This is a genomic window from Paramicrobacterium salitolerans (assembly GCF_051513965.1).
Taxonomy (GTDB): domain Bacteria; phylum Actinomycetota; class Actinomycetes; order Actinomycetales; family Microbacteriaceae; genus Paramicrobacterium.
The window spans coordinates 1948634-1966608 of the sequence record NZ_CP195847.1 but is presented as its reverse complement, the minus strand read 5'-3'; the positions used below and the strand labels follow the sequence as shown (position 1 = coordinate 1966608).

16 protein-coding genes and 1 tRNA gene are annotated in these 17975 nt (G+C 66.5%); 4 read left to right on the top strand and 13 right to left on the bottom strand.

The annotated features are described in order from the left end of the window. Positions 1 to 29: 29 nt before the first annotated feature. From hpaE to ACSAGD_RS09380, 7 genes are all read right to left on the bottom strand, one after another. A complete protein-coding gene (hpaE, locus tag ACSAGD_RS09410; protein WP_437582468.1) occupies positions 30 to 1523 on the bottom strand; it encodes a 5-carboxymethyl-2-hydroxymuconate semialdehyde dehydrogenase in 1494 nt (497 codons plus the stop codon). Positions 1524 to 1540: 17 nt separating this feature from the next. After that, entirely contained in the window at positions 1541 to 2239 is a 699-nt protein-coding gene (locus tag ACSAGD_RS09405) for a GntR family transcriptional regulator (RefSeq protein ID WP_437582467.1), read from the bottom strand. Beyond that, positions 2221 to 3660 carry a fumarylacetoacetate hydrolase family protein gene (locus tag ACSAGD_RS09400; protein ID WP_437582466.1) on the bottom strand — a complete coding sequence of 480 codons (1440 nt, stop codon included), beginning with the start codon at positions 3658 to 3660 and terminating at the stop codon, positions 2221 to 2223. Before ACSAGD_RS09400 ends, ACSAGD_RS09405 begins: the two co-directional genes overlap by 19 nt. Before the next feature lie 77 nt (positions 3661 to 3737). Continuing rightward, the gene (locus ACSAGD_RS09395; protein ID WP_437582465.1) at positions 3738 to 4547 is read right to left on the bottom strand and encodes an HpcH/HpaI aldolase family protein; all 810 of its coding nucleotides are present in this window, start codon (positions 4545 to 4547) and stop codon (positions 3738 to 3740) included. Then, a complete protein-coding gene (hpaH, locus tag ACSAGD_RS09390) occupies positions 4532 to 5317 on the bottom strand; it encodes a 2-oxo-hept-4-ene-1,7-dioate hydratase (protein WP_437582464.1) in 786 nt (261 codons plus the stop codon). Before hpaH ends, ACSAGD_RS09395 begins: the two co-directional genes overlap by 16 nt. A gap of 230 nt (positions 5318 to 5547) precedes the next feature. Further along, positions 5548 to 7206 carry a thiamine pyrophosphate-binding protein gene (locus ACSAGD_RS09385; protein WP_437582463.1) on the bottom strand — a complete coding sequence of 553 codons (1659 nt, stop codon included), beginning with the start codon at positions 7204 to 7206 and terminating at the stop codon, positions 5548 to 5550. 127 nt (positions 7207 to 7333) lie between these two features. After that, positions 7334 to 9205: an ABC transporter ATP-binding protein gene (locus tag ACSAGD_RS09380; RefSeq protein WP_437582462.1), complete on the bottom strand. Its 1872-nt coding sequence runs from the start codon at positions 9203 to 9205 to the stop codon at positions 7334 to 7336. 106 nt (positions 9206 to 9311) lie between these two features. Between ACSAGD_RS09380 and ACSAGD_RS09375 the strand changes: the two genes are divergently transcribed. After that, a complete protein-coding gene (locus ACSAGD_RS09375; RefSeq protein ID WP_437582461.1) occupies positions 9312 to 9956 on the top strand; it encodes a class I SAM-dependent methyltransferase in 645 nt (214 codons plus the stop codon). A gap of 99 nt (positions 9957 to 10055) precedes the next feature. Further along, positions 10056 to 11639: a hypothetical protein gene (locus ACSAGD_RS09370; RefSeq protein WP_437582460.1), complete on the top strand. Its 1584-nt coding sequence runs from the start codon at positions 10056 to 10058 to the stop codon at positions 11637 to 11639. A 6-nt stretch (positions 11640 to 11645) separates the two neighbouring features. Here the strand turns inward: ACSAGD_RS09370 and ACSAGD_RS09365 are convergent, their stop codons facing one another. Beyond that, on the bottom strand, positions 11646 to 12092 hold the full coding sequence (locus ACSAGD_RS09365) for a hypothetical protein (protein ID WP_437582459.1): 447 nt from the start codon (positions 12090 to 12092) through the stop codon (positions 11646 to 11648). Positions 12093 to 12245: 153 nt separating this feature from the next. After that, a tRNA-Lys gene (locus tag ACSAGD_RS09360) sits at positions 12246 to 12318 on the bottom strand. 103 nt (positions 12319 to 12421) lie between these two features. Between ACSAGD_RS09360 and ACSAGD_RS09355 the strand changes: the two genes are divergently transcribed. Next, positions 12422 to 13051 carry a DNA-directed RNA polymerase subunit beta gene (locus tag ACSAGD_RS09355; protein WP_437582458.1) on the top strand — a complete coding sequence of 210 codons (630 nt, stop codon included), beginning with the start codon at positions 12422 to 12424 and terminating at the stop codon, positions 13049 to 13051. 214 nt (positions 13052 to 13265) lie between these two features. Then, on the top strand, positions 13266 to 13862 hold the full coding sequence (locus tag ACSAGD_RS09350; RefSeq protein WP_437582457.1) for an anti-sigma factor: 597 nt from the start codon (positions 13266 to 13268) through the stop codon (positions 13860 to 13862). Positions 13863 to 13877: 15 nt separating this feature from the next. Here the strand turns inward: ACSAGD_RS09350 and pstB are convergent, their stop codons facing one another. From pstB to ACSAGD_RS09330, 4 genes are all read right to left on the bottom strand, one after another. Continuing rightward, positions 13878 to 14657 (bottom strand): phosphate ABC transporter ATP-binding protein PstB, encoded by a 780-nt coding sequence (gene pstB, locus ACSAGD_RS09345; RefSeq protein WP_437582456.1) that lies wholly within the window; start codon positions 14655 to 14657, stop codon positions 13878 to 13880. 14 nt (positions 14658 to 14671) lie between these two features. Then, complete coding sequence (gene pstA / locus ACSAGD_RS09340) at positions 14672 to 15745, bottom strand: phosphate ABC transporter permease PstA (RefSeq protein ID WP_437582454.1); 1074 nt, start codon at positions 15743 to 15745, stop codon at positions 14672 to 14674. After that, entirely contained in the window at positions 15745 to 16698 is a 954-nt protein-coding gene (gene pstC, locus ACSAGD_RS09335; RefSeq protein WP_437582453.1) for a phosphate ABC transporter permease subunit PstC, read from the bottom strand. The genes pstA and pstC overlap by 1 nt, the downstream gene beginning before the upstream one ends. A gap of 70 nt (positions 16699 to 16768) precedes the next feature. Then, the gene (locus ACSAGD_RS09330; RefSeq protein ID WP_437582451.1) at positions 16769 to 17863 is read right to left on the bottom strand and encodes a phosphate ABC transporter substrate-binding protein PstS; all 1095 of its coding nucleotides are present in this window, start codon (positions 17861 to 17863) and stop codon (positions 16769 to 16771) included. Between the last annotated feature and the right edge of the window lie 112 nt (positions 17864 to 17975).

Here is a 17975-nt window from a genome sequence, read left to right as displayed (position 1 = left end):
GTCGGGGCCGCACCGAAGCACGAGCATCACTAGTTCTTTCCGAATGTCGGGTTGTGGGGCTCGCCGAGCGTGATGTGCACGCTCTGCTGGTCGGTGTAGAAGTCGATCGAGCGGTAGCCGCCCTCGTGGCCGAGACCCGAGGCCTTCACACCGCCGAACGGCGTGCGCAGGTCACGCACGTTGTTGGAGTTCAGCCACACCATGCCGGCCTCAACCGCCTGCGCGAAGTTGTGCCCCCGCTTGAGGTCGTTCGTCCACACGTAGGCGGCGAGACCGTACCGCGTGTTGTTCGCGAGTGCGAGCGCCTCGTCTTCGTCGTCGAACGGCGTGATCGCCACGACGGGGCCGAAGATCTCCTCTTGGAAGATCCGAGCGTCCGGCTTCACGTCAGCGAACACTGTGGGCGCGACGTAGTTGCCGGTGTCGAAGCCTTCGGGGCGCCCGCCGCCGGCGACGAGGCGTCCCTCGGTCTTTCCGAGCTCGACGTAGCTCATCACCTTCTCGTAGTGCTCGGGGTGCACGAGTGCGCCGACCTCAGTCTCCGGGTCATGAGGATGCCCGACCCGCACACGCTTCGCCTGGGCGGCGTACCGCTCGACGAAGTCGTCGTAGATGGAGCGCTGAACCAGAATGCGGCTTCCCGCTGTGCAGCGCTCGCCGTTGAGGGAGAACACGCCGAAGATGCACGCGTCGATCGCAAGGTCGATGTCGGCATCCTCGAACACGATCGCCGGCGACTTGCCGCCGAGCTCCATGGACAGCCCCTTGAGGTACGGAGCCGCGTTCGCGAAGATCAGCTGGCCGGTCTTGCTCTCACCCGTGAATGAGATGAGGGGCACATCGGGATGCTTCACCAGAGCGTCTCCGGCGCTCTCGCCGAACCCGTTGACGAGGTTGAAGACCCCCTTCGGCAGCCCCGCCTCCTCGAAGATTCCCGCCCAGAGCGATGCGGAGAGCGGCGTGAACTCGGCGGGCTTCAGTACGACAGTGTTACCCGTTGCAAGTGCGGGGCCGAGCTTCCACGACTCCAGCATGAAGGGAGTGTTCCACGGAGTGATGAGGCCCGCGACGCCGATCGGCTTGCGGTTGACGTAGTTGATCTGCTTGCCGGGGACCTTGAACGCGTCATCGGCCTGGGCAACGATCAGGTCGGCGAAGAAGCGGAAGTTCTCCGCCGCGCGCCGTGCCTGTCCGAGCGCCTGCGTGATGGGCAGGCCCGAGTCGAACGATTCGAGCTCCGCGAGACGGTCGCCGCGCGACTCGACGGTGTCGGCGATGCGGTGCAGAATTCGGGAGCGCTCGCGTGGCAGCATCCGCGGCCACGGTCCGTTGTCGAACGCCTCCTTCGCAGCGGCGACGGCGCGGTCGATGTCTTCTTTCTGACCGGATGCCGCGACAGCGTAGTCCTCGTTCGTGACCGGGTTCAGAACGCCGAACGTCTCGCCTGACTGGCTGTCGACGAACTCACCGTCGATGTAGTGCTTGATGGTCGACGGCAGATTCTCTGGTACGTGGTGTGCCATGGTGTTGCCTCCTTCGGCTAGGACAGATGGGACGGCTTGTGGGCCGCCTCATACGACTGGAACGCCTCGAGCGTTGCGAGGCGGTGGTTTCGGGCCGCGAGCTCGATGTCGAGAAGGTCGGCGCCTGACTCGATGAGCTGCAGGATCTGCTCGTGTTCGTTCACGGACTCGCGGGCACGACCGGGAACGAAGCTGAAAGTGGAGTCCCGCAGGACGTGCAGGCGGTTCCATCCCCGGTACACAAGGTCGAGGATGTGCGGGTTGGGGCAGTCGTGGTACAGCACCGAGTGGAACTCGCGGTTGAGCTCGGTGAAGCGGTGCGGGTTGAAGTCGTCCAGACTCGCGACCATGTCCTGGTTGATCGAACGTGCCTTCTCGATGCGCTCCGGCGTCACGAGGTGCGCTGTGAGACGCGTCGCCGCGCCCTCGATGATCGCGAGGGTCTCCATGGTGTGGACGTACTCGGTCGTCTCGATCATGGCGACCTGCGCGCCCACGTTGCGCTCGAAGGTGACGAGGCCCTCGGCCTCGAGGCGACGGATCGCCTCGCGGACCGGTACGACGCTGACGTCGAGTTCACCGGCGATCTGACCGAGAACCAGGCGGTAGCCCGGAACATAGCGCCCGTCCTCGATGCGCTGGCGGATCCAGCGGTAGGCCCGCTCGGATTTGCTCAGAGTCGGTGACGAATCATCGGTCACTGCTGTGAGAGCCATGCTCGGTACCGTTCCTTCCAATCGTCGTTCATGGGGAACAGCCCTTCGATGCGCTCGCCGGATGAGACCATCTCCGCGATGAACTCCTCCTGCTTCTCCTGCTCGATCGCTGCGTCGGCGACCTCGACCGCGAAGGCCGGCGGAATCACGATGACGCCGTCTTCGTCGCCGACGACGATGTCGCCGGGCTGCACGGATGCTCCGCCGCAGGCGATCGTCACATCGGTGTCCCACGGCACATGCTTGCGGCCGAGCACGGCCGGGTGCGCGCCGTTGTGGAAGGTCGGCAGCCCGATGCGGCGCACCTCAGCAATGTCGCGGACGCCGCCGTCGGTGACCACTCCCGCCGCTCCGAGCTGCTGGGCGCGCAGGGCGATGACGTCGCCGAGGGTCCCCGTCGTCGAATCGCCGCGCGCCTCCATGACGAGCACATCGCCGGCCTCGAGCGAGTCGACGATGCGCTTCTGCGCGTTGTAGCCGCCGCCGTGGCTCGAGAAGAGGTCTTCGCGGTTCGGAATGTAGCGCAGGGTGCGAGCACGGCCGACGAGACGGGTTCCCGGGTTGGCTCCGGAGACACCGTCGATCGAGACGTTGTTGAGACCGCGCTTGCGCAGCTGCGAGGAGAGCGTCGCGGTGCCGACCGAGCCGAGCTTCTCGCGCAGCTCGTCCGTGAGTACGGGGGTGAGGCCTGCGGCTTCGCGGCTTCCCCACGCGGCCTCGCGCTGGGCATCCGTCGCCTTCGGCTTCGCACCGACCTCGCTGAATGGGGTCGAACCTTCGATCACGGTCGTCGTGAGACGGCCCGTCGTGGGGGAGCCCTCCGCGTTCGGGGCATCCACTTCGACTTCGACCGTGTCGCCGGGGGCGACCACGGAGGAGCCCGCCGGAGTGCCCGTGAGGATGATGTCGCCCGTGTGGAGGGTCATCATCTGCGAAAGATCCGCGATGATCTGGCCGAAGGAGAACAGCAGGTCCTCTGTCGTGTCGTTCTGAGCGAGCTCGCCGTTCACCCACGTGCGGATGCGCAGCGCGCTCGGGTCGATCCGATCGGCGGGAATCGTGTCAGGCCCGAGCGGCGTGTAGCCGTCGCCGCCCTTCGAGCGGACGTTCGAGCCCTTGTCGGCGGCGCGGAAGTCGTAGAGGCCGAAATCGTTCGCCGCGGTCACGCCGGAGACGGCGGCCCACGCTTCGTCGGGGGAGACACGGCGGATGTCTCGCCCGATGATGAGCGCGATCTCGCCCTCGAAGGCGAGCAGTTCGGTGCCGAGAGGGCGCTCGATCGTGCTACCCGTCGCGGCGAGTGACGACGCGGGCTTGAAGAAGTAAGACGGGTGGGAGGGCACGCGTCCGCGCTGCTCGGCGCGGGAGCGGTAGCTCAGATGCACGGCGATGATCTTGGGTGCGGTTACATCGTGCTGCATGACGATCTCCCTTCGTCGCGGATTGTCGTATTCCAAATCATATACAATCTTTCGGCTCGGGCCAAGAGGCGGTGAGGTCAGTAGCTTTCGCGATCGGAGGTCCCGTCGGGGCCGAGCCAGGTGTCGGCGAGCTGCTCTGTCGCGCGTGCCAGCAGCGCGACGTCCGCGGCGACGAGAATGAACGAGACCCCCTTGTCGAGGTAGTTGCGTGCGGCCTCCGGAGCGAAGGCGTTCACGCCGACCGGCACTCCCATCTCGCGCATCGCTGCGATCGTCGATTCCACGGCGGCGACGACATCCGGGTGGGACTGCTGGCCCAGATATCCCATGGATGCCGCGAGATCCGCCGGTCCGATGAAGACGCCGTCGATTCCGTCGACGGCGGCGATCTCGCGCGCGTTGGCGACGGCCTCGGCGGTCTCGATCTGCACATACAGCGAGACGGTGTCCTCAGCCGCGGCAAGGTACCCGTCGACCCTGTTCCAACGTGCTGCGCGGGCCAGAGAGCTTCCGACGCCGCGCTTGCCCCGCGGCGGGTAGCGGACGGCGGCGACCGCCGCGGCGGCATCCGCCGCTGTGTTCACCATGGGGACCAGCAGATTCTGCGCACCGATGTCGAGATACTGCTTGATGACCACGGTGTCGCAGACGGGGACGCGGACGACCGGTGTGGACGGGTAGGCGGCGACGACCTGCAGCTGAGCGAGCAGCGTCTCCAGCGTGTTGTGGCTGTGCTCACCGTCGATCAGGAGCCAGTCGAGGCCTGCGCCCGCGCAGATCTCGGCGTTCAGGGTGTTTCCGCTGCTGATCCACATTCCGACGAGCGCACGCTCGCTCTCGGCGATGCGGTCACGAAACGATGGCGGCAGCTCTAGGCGAATCGGCATGTGATGGCTCCCAGCTCTCCATAGTCGGCGTGGACGGTGTCGCCGCGCTCCACCCACATCGGGCGGGTGAACGAGCCGGCGAGGATGATCTCTCCCGCTTCGAGACGGTCTCCGTGGTGCGCGAACTTGTTCGCGAGCCAGGCGACACCGGATGCCGGGTGATTCAGCACCGCGGCGGCGACGCCCGACTCCTCGATGGTCTCGTTGCGGTAGAGGAGGGCGGAGACCCAACGCAGGTCGACCGCGTCGACAGCGACGGGTCGGCCGCCGAGCACCATAGCGCCCATGGCGGCATTGTCGGAGATCGTGTCGACGATCGTGCGACCCTTCATCTCGATGCGCGAGCTGAGCACCTCGAGCGCGGGCACGACGTACTCGGTTGCGCGCAGAACGTCGAACAGCGAGCAGTTCGGCCCCTCGAGCGCGTCGCCGAGCACGAAGGCCAACTCGACCTCGATGCGGACGTTCGAGAAGCGGTCGAACTCGATGACCTGCCCGTTCTCGTAAACCATGTCGTCGAAGATGACGCCGTAGTCGGGCTCGGTGATGCCGGTCGCCTGCTGCATGACCTTCGAGGTCAGGCCGATCTTGCGCCCGACGAGGCGCCTGCCCGCCTCGATTCCGCGCTGCTTCCAGACGCCTTGGACGGCGTACGAATCGTCGATGGTCATGCCGTCGTAACGCGCCGTGAGGAGGGGGATCGTCGTGCGCGATCTCTCTGCTTCGGCCAGTTCGTCGGCGATGGAGACGATGTCTGAGTGCTCTAGCACGTTGGCTCCACTTCGTTGTCGATGGCTCTGGGACGATCGTATACGATCAGCGGATTCTGCGAGCATCCTTCCCGTGTATCTCTACAGGATGTCTTGTCTCTCAGTGCACAGAACTTGACCGTTGCGACTGTCGGAAAAGTGTTATCTGCGCTGTCTTGAGTTTCTTGTCAACGTCTGTGGACTTACCGCCCACGCAGAGCGCGGCGAACGAGAAATAGCGACGCGATGCGTCAGACCCGCGCGGAGTCGAACAGCGCACTGTTCTGCGCGATGATCTCCTCCTGATACGGCGCCCGGTAGGCCTGTGAGATGCGGCAGTCGAGAAGCATGACTCCGTCGTCGCCCGAGTCGAGCCAGCGTTCGAACTCTGCGAGATCCTCGAGACTCGAGACCGTGAGACCGGTGGCGCCGACCGAGCGAGCGAGCCCGGCGAAGTCGACGGCGGGAATCATCATCGGGCCTGTGGCGAAGCCCGCAAGACCGTATAGGTGGATCTCGGCACCGTAGGCGGCGTCGTTGTAGACGATGATGGCGCCGCGCTTCACCGTGCGGACCGCGGTCTCGAGATCGGCGAGGGACATGAGGCCGCCGCCGTCTCCGGTGCACAGAACGGTGAACTCGTCGGGCTTTGCGACACCGGCACCGGCCATGCACGGCATCCCCAGTCCGATCGACTGGAAAGGCGTGCCGACCATTGCGAAGCGCCCCGCATTGAGACCGGAGAGATACGTGTTGACCCAGCCCAGGAAGTGTCCGCCGTCGGTGACGACGAGGCGATCGTCCGGAAGCAGCTCGTCGAGGCGCGCCGTGAGCGTGCGTGGGTCGAGAAGACCGTCGGATGCCGCGGCGTCGCCGGCCGCGCGCTCGAAGAGGGTGCCGTCGCCGAACGCTGTGATGCTCTCGCGCCATCCGGACGACGACGCATTCGCGAGACGTGCATCGAGACCCTCGACCGCGCGTCGAGCATCGCCGTGCACGAACACGTCGACGCGCGGGTTCGTCGCCTTCTCGGCGATGTCGATCTGAACGAGCGTCGCCTCGTCCGAGACGAGGGCGCCGAAGCGCATGGTGAACTGGTTCAGACTGGCACCGACCACGAGAACGACGTCCGCGGTGGAAGCGAGCTCCATCGCGGCATCCTGTCCGAACCCGCCTGCGACACCGAGGTCGTAGCGCGCGTCGAACTGGCCGCGGCCGAGAGCTGACGCGGCTGTGACGGCACCGGTCCGCTCCGCGAGGGCGCGCATCGCGTCTCCCGCACCGGCCAGCCACGCGCCGTGACCGGCGAGAAGAAGGGGCCGTTTGGCGTCGCGCAGTACCGCGGCTGCCTGGTCGAGCGCGGCGAGGTCGGGTTCGACCAAGCCGGGGAGGTCGAGCGGAGCGTTGGGCTGCGCCTCGGCATCCGTCGCCTCTGCGCCCGCGAGGTCGTAGGGAATTGCGAGGACGACCGCCGTACGATGAGCGAGCGCGTGCTCAAGAGCTGCGCGCGTCGTTTCGACCGCCGTGTCGGGAGCAGCGGTGAAGACGGGCGCATCGACGGCGGCGCACAGCGCACTCTGATCGACGTCCCACGGGCGAAGACCCGTGCTCGGCGCAGCCCCGGTGACGAGGAGCAGCGGTGTGCGCGCCTTCACGGCCTCCGCAAGGGCGGTGATCGTGTTCGTGAAGCCCGGGCCGTAGGTCGTGGTCGCGACCGCGAGGCGTCCGGTGAGGCGGAAGTACGTGTCGGCGGCCGCGACGGTGCCGACCTCGTGGCGCACGGCGGTGTAGCGCACATCAGTGTCGGCGAGTGCGTTCAGCATGTGGGCGTTGCCGTTGCCCATCACTCCGAAGACGTCGGTGACGTGGGCGGCGAGAGTCTGGGCGATGCGTGCGGACAGGGACGGCATTGTGCTCCTTCGAGACGAACGGACGAATGACTTTCCGTATATGTCTCGCGCAACGCGCTTCGTGCCCCTTTTTCGAGCACCGGGGCATCATGGCCCGGACACTGCCTACTTTAGCATCGGGCCGAAACTACACAAGCAGCTGGTGCTTGGCGAGATCGCGGTACAGCGGTACATCCTGGACGAGCTCCGAGTGCGTGCCCGTGCCGATGACGCGTCCGTGATCGAGTACCACGATGCGGTCGCTGTCGACGACGGTGGAGAGCCGGTGGGCGATCACGATCAGGGTGCGATCCACGGCGACGGCGTCGATCGCCTCGCGCATCTTCTGCTCGTTGACTCCGTCGAGGCTCGACGTCGATTCGTCGAGCAGGAGGATCGGGGGTGCAGCGAGGATGGAGCGCGCGATAGCGAGGCGCTGACGCTCGCCGCCGGAGAGCATGATGCCGTCTTCGCCGACAGGGGCATCCAGGCCGAGCGGGTTGCGATCCAGAACATCCCCGAGGTTGACGGAGCGGAGAACCTCAATGCAATCGGCGTCGCTCGCGTCAGGGGACGCGAGGAGCAGGTTGTCACGGATGCTTCCGGCGAGCACCGGGGCGTCCTGCTCGACGTAACCGATGCGGGAACGCAGGTCGTCACGGTCGAGTGCGCGGATGTCGACGCCGTCCAGGCGAATGCTTCCGCCCGTCACGTCGTAGAACCGCTCGATGAGTCCGAGGATGGTCGACTTTCCGGCGCCGCTCGGCCCGACGAGCGCGGTTCTCCTGCCACGCTCGACGGTGAAGCTGACGTCGTGGAGAACCGCGCCGTCTGCGCCGATCGCGGAGACATCACTCTGATCGTCGGACTCTGGAGCATCCGCCTCATCGCGGTGGGCTCGTGCGACGGCATCCGGGTACGAGAAGGAGACACTCTCGAACGCGATCGCGGGGGCGTCAGTGTCTGCGACGCCCGGGTCAGTGAGGGATGCCGCGACCGCGTCGTCCCGCTCGGTCTCGGACTCGAGAGCCACGATCTCCTGAATGCGTCCGAGTGCGCCGAGCGCCTGATTCGTCGCACTGATCGCGCCGAAGGCCTGCCCCAGCGGCATGATCATCATGAACAGGAACAGGATGAACGCGACGAGATCGGCGATCTGAATGTGTCCAGCGGCGACACGGAATCCGCCGACACCGAGGACGACGAGAAAGGATGCCTGCATCGCGACGCCCGCGACCGGCACCACGAGCGCGGAGATCTTGGCGACATTGACGCCCATGCGCCATGCCCCGGCGGCCTCGGTCTGCACCGCATCGATCTCACGCGCGGTCGCTCCCGACGCGCGGATCGTGCGCACCGAACCGATCGCTCGCTCGAGCGCCGCCGTCAGGTCGCCGACCTTCTGCTGCGTCTTCGCGCTCGCGACGCGGATGCGCCCCGCGAGTGCCCCGACGACGATGATCGAGCACGCGATCACTCCGGCCGTGAGCCCGAGAAGAACCGGATCGATGATGAGCATCGCGATGAGGGCGCCGACGAACGTCACGCTGCCGCCGATCGCTTCGACGAGGCCCTGCGTCAGCACGGCGCGCAGAAGGGTCGTATCGCTCCCCACGCGCGAGACGAGATCGCCCGTCCGCCGTGCGTCGAACTGGGCGATCGGCAGGTGGAGCATCCGCGCGATCAGTCGACGTCTGCTCGACAGCACCACACCCTCGCCCATGCGCTGAAGCAGATAGTGCTGGTAGCCCGAGATCAGCGCCGAGATGACGACGAGCGCGACGAGCGCCCACACGAGCCAGTCCAGGGGCTTCGACTTCTCGACGAGCTGGATGACCTGACTGACAAGGAGCGGTTGCGCGAGTGACGCCGCAGCGCCGAGTACGCCGAGCACGAGAGCAGCGACGAGCGGCGCCTTGTGCTCGAAGAGGTAGGGCAGCAGCTGACGGAACGTTGCCCGCGGACCCTCCGCCGTTCGACGTGCGAAGGGGGAGCGGCGAGCTGAAGTGGATGAACTCATGCGTACTCTCGACGAGCGGATGGAAGCACTCGACTCTACCCACTCCGCCTTTGAGTTCGGCGAATGCCGTGACCTGCCCGGCCCAGGGGCCTAATCTGGTGTCGACATGACTGATTCACACGCACACGAGGCCGACGGCGACCGCCAGAGCTACTGGGACTCCCGGTACAGCGAGAACGAGCGGATGTGGTCGGGCCGAGTCAACGCGGCGCTCGCCGACACGGTCACGGGGCTGCCGCCCGGAACCGCGCTCGATCTCGGCTGTGGGGAGGGAGGCGATTCGCTCTGGCTCGCCGCCCACGGCTGGCGTGTGACGGGAGTCGACATCTCCGCGGTCGCACTCGAGCGCGCCGCGACCGAGGCGGGCGAGCGTGGCGTTAACCCCGACGCGATCGCCTGGGTGCAGGCCGATCTCAGCGATTGGCGGCCCGCGGAGCCCGTGGACCTCGTCTCCGCGTGCTTCCTCCAGGCACCCGACGATTTCGACCGTGACGGTGTGCTGCGTCGATTCAGCGGCTGGGTGCGTCCGAACGGACACATGCTCATCGTGTCTCACGCGGAGATGCCGCCGTGGTCGCAGCACCACCGACACGAGCCGATGCCCACGGTGCAGGGTGAGCTGGATGCCGTGGACGCCGCCAACGGCTGGGACATCGTGATCGCCGAGCTCCGTGACCGAGAGGCGGTCGACCCGAACGGCGAGCACGTCACTGTCCGCGACAACGTCATTCTGCTGCGCCGCCTGCCCTGACCGGCGCCAGTCCTGACTGGGGAGAACTCCCCTCGATACTCGCCGCACGTGGCGAGTAGAATCATCACGCCCGATGGAGGTGACCGAGGGGAGAACGGCATGTCGCGCTCAACAGCCGTGACGGCAGGAGCAGCCGCGGGAGTGCTCGGCATCGCCCTCGTGGTGTGGAGCGTGATCGTTCCGCGCTCTGTGCCCTTCGTCGTCGGCGCGCTGCTGATCGCCGTGGCGATCGGCCTCGGAGTCTCGGGCGCTCGGGGCAGACTGTCACACGTTGCGGTGGTCGGCGGCGCCGCGCTCGCCGCCATCATGATCGCTGTGCCGCTCGTCATCCGGACCTCGGTCGCGTCGGAGGGTGTCCTGTGGCGGACTGACGAGATCGATGCGTCCTCCATCGTCACGGTCATCGACGGCGCGATCTACTCCGTCGGCTGGTCCGAGTCCACGCAGGCGACGGTGCGACGCTTCGACGCCTCCGATGGCTCGGTCGAGCAGACCTGGTCGCACAGTGCGACGCGTCCCGCGTACCTCACGGACGATGGCGGCGTGGTCTTCCTGAGCGCCGACACGAGACGATCTCCCGACGAGGTTCCCGCCGTCGTCACGATGTTCGACGCGAATGGCGAGCAGCGGTGGAGCGCATCCTTCCCCGTCCCCGAGGATCACTCGGCCTTCGTCGTCGCCGCGCGGGAGGGGCACGTGCTCGTGTCCGTGTGCGCGGCGGCCGAGACGGATGGCGATCAGGAGGCTGACGCATCAGCCAGCTGCCAGCTGTCGTCCGTCACCCCGAACGGGGAGACAGCCTGGCAGAGCGACTGGGCGCACACTGAGCAGCAGCCGTTCCGCTGGGAGACCCTGTCGGGTGGCGTTCTTCCGCAGTCGACCGTCGTCTCGGATGCCGAGGGGAGTCTGGTCATGCTCAGTCCGACGCAGCACGAGCCTCTGCGCACGCTTGAGCCTGACGATGTGGGCGCCGGCGGCCCGATGTTCTATGACGGCCAGCTCATCGCGATGTCGCGCAGCGGATCGTCGTGCGACGTGACTTCGTACTCCCTCCACGACGGCGCCGAGACCTGGACGTCGACGATCGACTGCCCTGAGGAGCTCGGAGAGCCGGTCATGTGGAGCGCATCCGGAGATGGCGGCCCGGTGTACCTCGGCTTCGGCAATTTCGCGGACCTCGCCGTCTGGGCCCTCGACGGGCAGACGGGTGAGAGCCGGGAGATCCCGCTCGATGAGCTCGCGAACCGACGCTTCCCCGGTTCTCTCGTGAGTCTGCGCGGCGCGGTGGAGACGACGGCCGGCGCTTTCCTGCTCCGTCTCGACGGTCGCCAGCTCGCCGTCCGGCCGTGGACGGGAGGAGACGCTCTCGTCGAGACCGAGGTCGCGGGGCCGACGGTGCTACCCGCCACGGCTGGCACGCAGACGCTGGCGCTCGTCTCGTATCCGTCAGCCGAGTCGCTGCCGTTCTGGATCAGCCACAACCCGTTCATCCCGAGGCTCGACCGTGACTCGCGGACGAGACCGTACAGCGTGGTGACCGTCATCGACATGAACGGCGATCATCGTGAGCTGACCTCCCTGTTCGTGGGAGAGAAGACCAAAGTGAGAGTGGTCAGTCCAGGTCGTGTGCTGGTCGTGCCAGAACAGGGCTCCGCGGTGCTCCTCGAGGTCGAGCAGGGCTGAACGAGGTCAGCCCGCGTGGAGGGCCTCCCAAGCGGCATCCCCTCGCTCACCCTCGAAGAGGCGCCTGCCGGTCAGCGCGTATGCCTGGGCCAGGTGGGGAGTGGCTTCCGCAGTGTCGCCGCGCTCGGCGATCAGCAGACCGAGCATGTAGCGAACGGCGGGGTCGACGGCGCCCGCGTCCGTCTCGAGAGCGCGACGAAAGGCCTGCTCGGATGCCTCGGCGTCGCCGATTCGATCGAAGGCGTCCCCGATGGCGGCGTGCAGCCACACGGCTTCGGCGCTCTCCGCCGCGGGCTCCGGCAGTTGGGCGAGCGCTTCGCGCCAGGTCGCGATCGCGCCCTCGGCATCCCCTTCGTCCAGCATCTGACTGCCGGCATCGCTCAGTCGCGCGATCTCGTCGTTCTGCGGTTCCTCTGACTGGGCAACGTTCTGCGTGTACGGGCCATCGCTCATGCGAGCCTCCCCTCGGATGCACGGCGAGCATGTCTGCTCGTGTGCGCTCCACGCTAGGCACGCGCGGTGAATACGGTGTGAACCAGGGATGCCGGGGCGGCAAACACCCGGGCACTCGCGATCTGGAGCGATGACGATCGATGCCGAAGACTGTGCGCCCGCCGGGGCTCGAACCCGGGACCCGCGGATTAAAAGTCCGATGCTCTACCAACTGAGCTACAGGCGCTGACCCTATTAATCTACAGGTCTTCGCTGTGCATTGTGACCACACGCGGGCATGTCCCGCGGAGTACCGTGGATGCGGCATCCAAACCGATGAGGAGACCTGCGTGACGCGAGACTTCCACAAGCCCGCCCGCTACCCGTCGCACGTGTTCGAGAACATCCACGGCGGCGTCGACCCGGCCGAGACCAGCCGCATCGCGCACGAGACCGCGCGGGCGCTGCTGTCGCGTGTGCGCGAAGACCCCGACACCGAGATCGTGAACCGCCTCATCACCTACACCGACGAGCACGGCATCGACACGATCGCCGAGCTGTGGTCGAACGCGACGAGCCGGAGCCTGCCGGGCAGCCTGTGGCGCATCTACCTGCTGAGGATGCTCATCCGCGACGACCCGCACGGTGCCGGACTGACCTATCAGAGAGGCACGGAAGAGCTCCGAACGATCGATCCGGTCGTGGCTGGAGCGAGCACCCCGGCCGGACCGAGCGAGGTCATCGACCTCGCCGACCGCATTCTCCGCGGAGTCTTCGAGGGGGACTTCACCATCGCGCTCGAACGCGCGGCCGCGTTCTGCCGCGTGTCGGCGGCCGGATGCACGAGCATCGCCGACGACCTCGAGAGCACCGAGCCGCACCGCGCGAGCGAGCTCACTCAGCGCGCTCTGCGTCTGTCGACCTTCGCCTCAGACCTGACGTCTGCTGCGCGTCTCTGGCGCCGCGATTCGCTCGACTGACGGGGCGTCGTTGCCTGGGAATACTGAACAGTCCCATGCGTTACACTCTTTCGTGGCCGGGCCGCTAACCCCGGGCTCCAACATTTGCCGCTTCGAGCGGCCTTCCGCCGAGAGGCGTTTTGCGGCCCGGTCACTTTTCTTGTTAACGATCGAGAATCACGAACGCCGCAGCGCTTTCAGGGGGTTGCCGCGTTCGCATGAGAAGCTGGACAACGTGAGCAACGAGAACCCCGCGTCATCCACGTCGGATGCGCCGAGCACGAAGTCAGGTCGCACAGCGCCCGACCGTGGCTCAGACGTCGACTGGAAAGAGCACAAAGCGCGGCGCAAGGCGGCCAAGCGCGCGGAGAAGAAGTGGTATTCGCGGCCTGTCGCGATGGGTGTCACCGTCGCCGCGCTCGGCCTCTCGTTCGTCGTGGCAAGCGGTTTCGTCGGCCTCATCGAGAACGGAAATCAACTTCCGCAGGCCGTGCAGCTCGCGCACATCAATGCGCAGACCGATGTCATGCGCTCACAAGATCTTCTGACCGACACCGATACTGCGACGCTCGTCTGGTCGCGATCTCTCGACTCTTCGGTCATCATCGTCGAGGGCCTCGCGAAGCTCGACGATGGTTCGAACTACCGTGTGTGGTTCATGGCCGGCGACAAGGCGACACCCGCCGGTGAGCTGCACGTCGACCACGACGGATCCGAGGTGTGGACGGTGCTGACCGGTGACGTTGCGGGCGCGCAGAAGGTGCTCGTGACCATCGACGCGCCCGACGCCACGAAGCCGGGCGGCGACGTCGTGGCTGAGATCGTCATCTGACGATCGTCGTCTGACCTACCCGAAGCGACCCGAGACGTAGTCCTCGGTGGCCTGCACGCTCGGCTGCGTGAACATCGTCTCAGTGTCATCGAACTCGATGAGCTTGCCCGGTTGTCCGGTTCCGGCGATGTTGAAGAACGCGGTGCGATCCGAGACACGGGATGCCTGCTGCATATTGTGCGTCACGATGACGATCGTGTAGTCCTCCTTCATCTCCTCGATGAGGTCCTCGATCGCGAGCGTGGAGATGGGATCGAGCGCGGAGCAGGGCTCGTCCATCAGAAGCACGTCCGGCTCGACGGCGATGGCACGGGCGATGCAGAGGCGCTGCTGCTGGCCGCCGGAGAGACCCGAGCCGGGCTTGTCGAGGCGGTCCTTCACCTCGTTCCAGAGGTTCGCGCCGCGCAGAGCCTTCTCCGCCAGGTCGTCCTGATCGGACTTCGACATGCGCTGATTGTTCAGGCGCACACCCGCGAGCACGTTCTCCTTGATCGACATGGTGGGGAACGGGTTCGGCCGCTGGAAGACCATGCCGATCTGGCGGCGCACCACCACGGGGTCCACGCCCGGGTCGTAGAGGTTGTTGCCGTCGATCAGCACCTCGCCCTCCACGTGCGCACCGGGGATGACCTCGTGCATGCGGTTGAGCGTGCGGAGGAAGGTCGACTTGCCGCATCCCGACGGCCCGATGAAGGCGGTCACTGTGCGCGGCTCGATCGTGAGTGTGACGTCCTCGACCGCACGGAAGCTGCCGTAGTAGACGTTGAGGTTGTTGACTTCGATTCTCTTCGACACAGTGTTCCTTAGGTTCAGCGGCCCGTCTTGGGGGCGAAGTAGCGAGCGATCAGTCGGGCGATGATGTTGAGCAGCATCACGATGAGGATGAGTGTCAGAGCGCCGGCCCACGCGCGGTCCAGGTAGGCCTGAGCATCCGTGCCCTGACTGACGTAGGAGTTGTAGACGGCGACGGGGAGGCTCTGCATGCGGCCCTCAACGAGGCTGTAGTTCATGTTGTTGGTGAAGCCCGCGGCGATGAGCAACGGTGCGGTCTCGCCGATGACACGGGCGATCGCGAGCATGACGCCGGTCGTGATTCCCGCGATCGCGGTCGGCAGCACGACCTTCAGGATGACCAGCCAGCGCGGCACACCGAGCGCGAGAGCGGCCTCTCGCAGCTCGTTCGGGACGACCTTCAGCATGTCTTCACTCGATCGGACGACGACGGGGATCATGATGACCGCGAGGGAGATGGCGCCGGCCATGCCGATCTTGGTTCCCGGCCCGAAGATCAGGGTGAACGCGGCGTAGGCGAACAGACCGGCGACGATCGAGGGGATGCCCGTCATGACGTCCACCAGGAAGGTGATGGCCCGCGCGAGCGGACCGCGACCGTATTCGACGAGGTAGATCGAGGTGAGCAAGCCGATCGGCACCGAGATGACCGCGGCCGTGAGCGTCATGAGCACCGTGCCGGTGATCGCGTGGACGAAGCCACCGCCCTCGCCGACGATGTTGCGCATCGACCACGTGAAGAACGTCGCGTCGAAGCGTGCTGAGCCATTGATGATCACCGTGATCAGCAGCGAGATGAGCGGTGCGAGGGCGATGAGGAATGCCGTCGACACAAGCGTCGTGATGAGGCGGTCCTTCGCGCGGCGCGACCCCTCGATGAACAGCGACGAGATGAACAGGAGCACGGCGAAGAGCACAGCGCCCACGATGATCGCGCCGGTCACGTTGAACGACTTCGTCGTGCCCGCGGCCTCGAGAAGCGCGAACGCCACGACCGAGACGATCATCGACCCGGCGAGAATGAGCCACGGAGCCGGGCGACCGAGGCGGCCGCTCGCGTAGATGTTGGGAAGGGACGTCGTGGCAGCCATCAGTTCGCTCCCGAGAAGTCTTTGCGGCGGGCGATGATCCACCGGGCGATCATGTTGATGATGAGCGTGATCGCGAACAGCAGCAGACCCGTCGCGATGAGCGCGTTGACGTTCATGCCGAACGCCTCCGGAAAGCTGAGGGCGATGTTCGCGGCGATCGTGCCCGGGTTCGCCGAGGTCAGCACCTTGAACGTGATTCCGCCGGAGGCCGAGAGGACCATCGCGACCGCCATGGTCTCACCGAGGGCACGGCCGAGACCGAGCATGGATGCCGAGATGATGCCGGACCGCCCGAACGGCAGCACAGCCATACGGATCATCTCCCAGCGCGTCGCGCCGAGAGCCAACGCCGCCTCCTCGTGCAGAACGGGCGTCTGCAGGAAGATCTCGCGACACAGTGCCGTGATGACGGGCAGCACCATCACAGCGAGCACGATGGCGGCCGTGAGAATGGTGCGCCCCGTGCCGGAGACCGGCGGGGCGAAGAGCGGAAACCAGCCGAGGTTCTTCGTCAGCCACGCGTAGGCGGGCTGGATGGCCGGAGCGAGGACGTTCGCGCCCCACAGGCCGAAGACGACCGACGGGACCGCGGCGAGCAGGTCGATGATGTAGCCGAGCGTCTGCGCGAGACGGCGCGGCGCGTAGTGCGAGATGAACAGAGCGATGCCGATCGAGACCGGCACAGCCATCAGAAGAGCGAGGAACGCCGCCCACACCGTGCCGAACGCCAGAGGCGCCACGTACGACCAGAAGGACTCGCCACCGAGGATCGGGATGTCGTCCGGGTCGGAGGCGATGGCGGGGAACCCCTGAACGAGCAGGAAGGCCGCGACCGCGGCGAGAGTAGCGAGGATCAGCGTTCCGGCCGTCAGGGTCGAACCGGAGAAGACGCGGTCACCGAGCCGCTGCTTGACGCGAGGGCGGGCCGGAGCCGACGCTGTGGGCGAAGTCATTCGGGTTGACATCCTGGGGTCGTGGGCGGGGCTGTGCCCGGCGCTCGCCGGAGCGCCGGGCACAGGATGATTACTTGATGTTCTCCACGGCGGTGGAAGCCGCCTCGAAGAGCTTGTCCGAGATCGGTGCGGTTCCAGCGGCCTCCTGCGAGGTCTTCTGGCCCTCGTCGCTGATCACGTAGCTCAGGTACGCCTTGACGAGCTCCGCGTTCGCGGCATCCTGGTACTCGTTGCAGGCGATCAGGTAGCTGACGAGCACGATGGGATACACGCCCGACTCGGAGCTGGTGCGGTCGAGCTCGATCGCGAGGTCGCCGTCTTCACGGCCCTCGGCGAACGGCGAGGCGTCGACGATGGCGGCGGCGGCCTCAGCGGAGTACGGCACGTACTCCTCGCCGACCTTCACCGAGACGGTGCCGAGCTCACCGGCGCGCGAGGCGTCCGCGTAGCCGATGGTGCCGGTGCCGTTGCTGACGGCATCCACGACACCCGAGGTGCCCTGCGCGGCTTCGCCGCCGTCATAGGCCCAGTCGCCCGACGGCTCGGCGTCCCACACGTCAGGAGCGGCCGCGCTCAGGTACTCCGTGAAGTTCTCGGTGGTGCCGGACTCGTCGGAGCGGTGAACGGCGGTAATCCGCTGATCGGGAAGTTCGGCGTCAGGGTTCTGGCTCTGTATGGCCTCGTCGTTCCAGGTAGTGATGTCGCCCTTGAAGATGCCGGCGATGGTCGCGGCATCCAGGTTGAGACTGTCGACACCCTCGACGTTGAAGACGATTGCGATCGGCGAGATGTATGCCGGGATCTCCACGATGCCGGTTCCCGGCTTGCACGAGCCGAAGTTGTCCTCCGCGATCTCGTCGGACGTGAACGCGCGGTCGGAACCGGCGAAGGCGCTCGCGCCGGCGATGAAGTTGTCGCGGCCCGCACCGGAGCCTTCGGGGGAGTACTCGACCGTCACATCGGGGTTGTCGGTCTGGAAGGCGGCGACCCATGCCTCTTGGGCTGCCTGCTGCGATGATGCGCCCCCGCCGATGAGGGTGCCGGAGAGGGAGCTCTCTGAACCGGAGCCCCCGTTCGCCGCGCTCTCATTCGCCGCGCACGACGTGAGTGCGAGGGATGCTGCGGCCGCCACGGCGAGCGGGAAGCCGAAACGCTTGATGTTCACAGGTATGTGCCTTTCGCTGATGACAGGACGTGGTCAGGGTTTTCTGTCCCTGTCCGCTGGTCACGCTAAGCAGGTCGTGTGACGAGCGTCCCTCAGCGGGGTGAACGCAAAG

Coding starts and splice junctions, on each gene's coding strand:
- hpaE (WP_437582468.1), bottom strand. CDS start 1,523: ATGGCACACCACGTACCAGAGAATCTGCCGTCGACCATCAAGCACTAC.
- ACSAGD_RS09380 (WP_437582462.1), bottom strand. CDS start 9,205: ATGAGTTCATCCACTTCAGCTCGCCGCTCCCCCTTCGCACGTCGAACG.
- ACSAGD_RS09365 (WP_437582459.1), bottom strand. CDS start 12,092: ATGAGCGATGGCCCGTACACGCAGAACGTTGCCCAGTCAGAGGAACCG.
- ACSAGD_RS09385 (WP_437582463.1), bottom strand. CDS start 7,206: ATGCCGTCCCTGTCCGCACGCATCGCCCAGACTCTCGCCGCCCACGTC.
- ACSAGD_RS09370 (WP_437582460.1), top strand. CDS start 10,056: ATGTCGCGCTCAACAGCCGTGACGGCAGGAGCAGCCGCGGGAGTGCTC.
- ACSAGD_RS09405 (WP_437582467.1), bottom strand. CDS start 2,239: ATGGCTCTCACAGCAGTGACCGATGATTCGTCACCGACTCTGAGCAAA.
- ACSAGD_RS09375 (WP_437582461.1), top strand. CDS start 9,312: ATGACTGATTCACACGCACACGAGGCCGACGGCGACCGCCAGAGCTAC.
- ACSAGD_RS09400 (WP_437582466.1), bottom strand. CDS start 3,660: ATGCAGCACGATGTAACCGCACCCAAGATCATCGCCGTGCATCTGAGC.
- ACSAGD_RS09395 (WP_437582465.1), bottom strand. CDS start 4,547: ATGCCGATTCGCCTAGAGCTGCCGCCATCGTTTCGTGACCGCATCGCC.
- pstC (WP_437582453.1), bottom strand. CDS start 16,698: ATGACTTCGCCCACAGCGTCGGCTCCGGCCCGCCCTCGCGTCAAGCAG.
- pstA (WP_437582454.1), bottom strand. CDS start 15,745: ATGGCTGCCACGACGTCCCTTCCCAACATCTACGCGAGCGGCCGCCTC.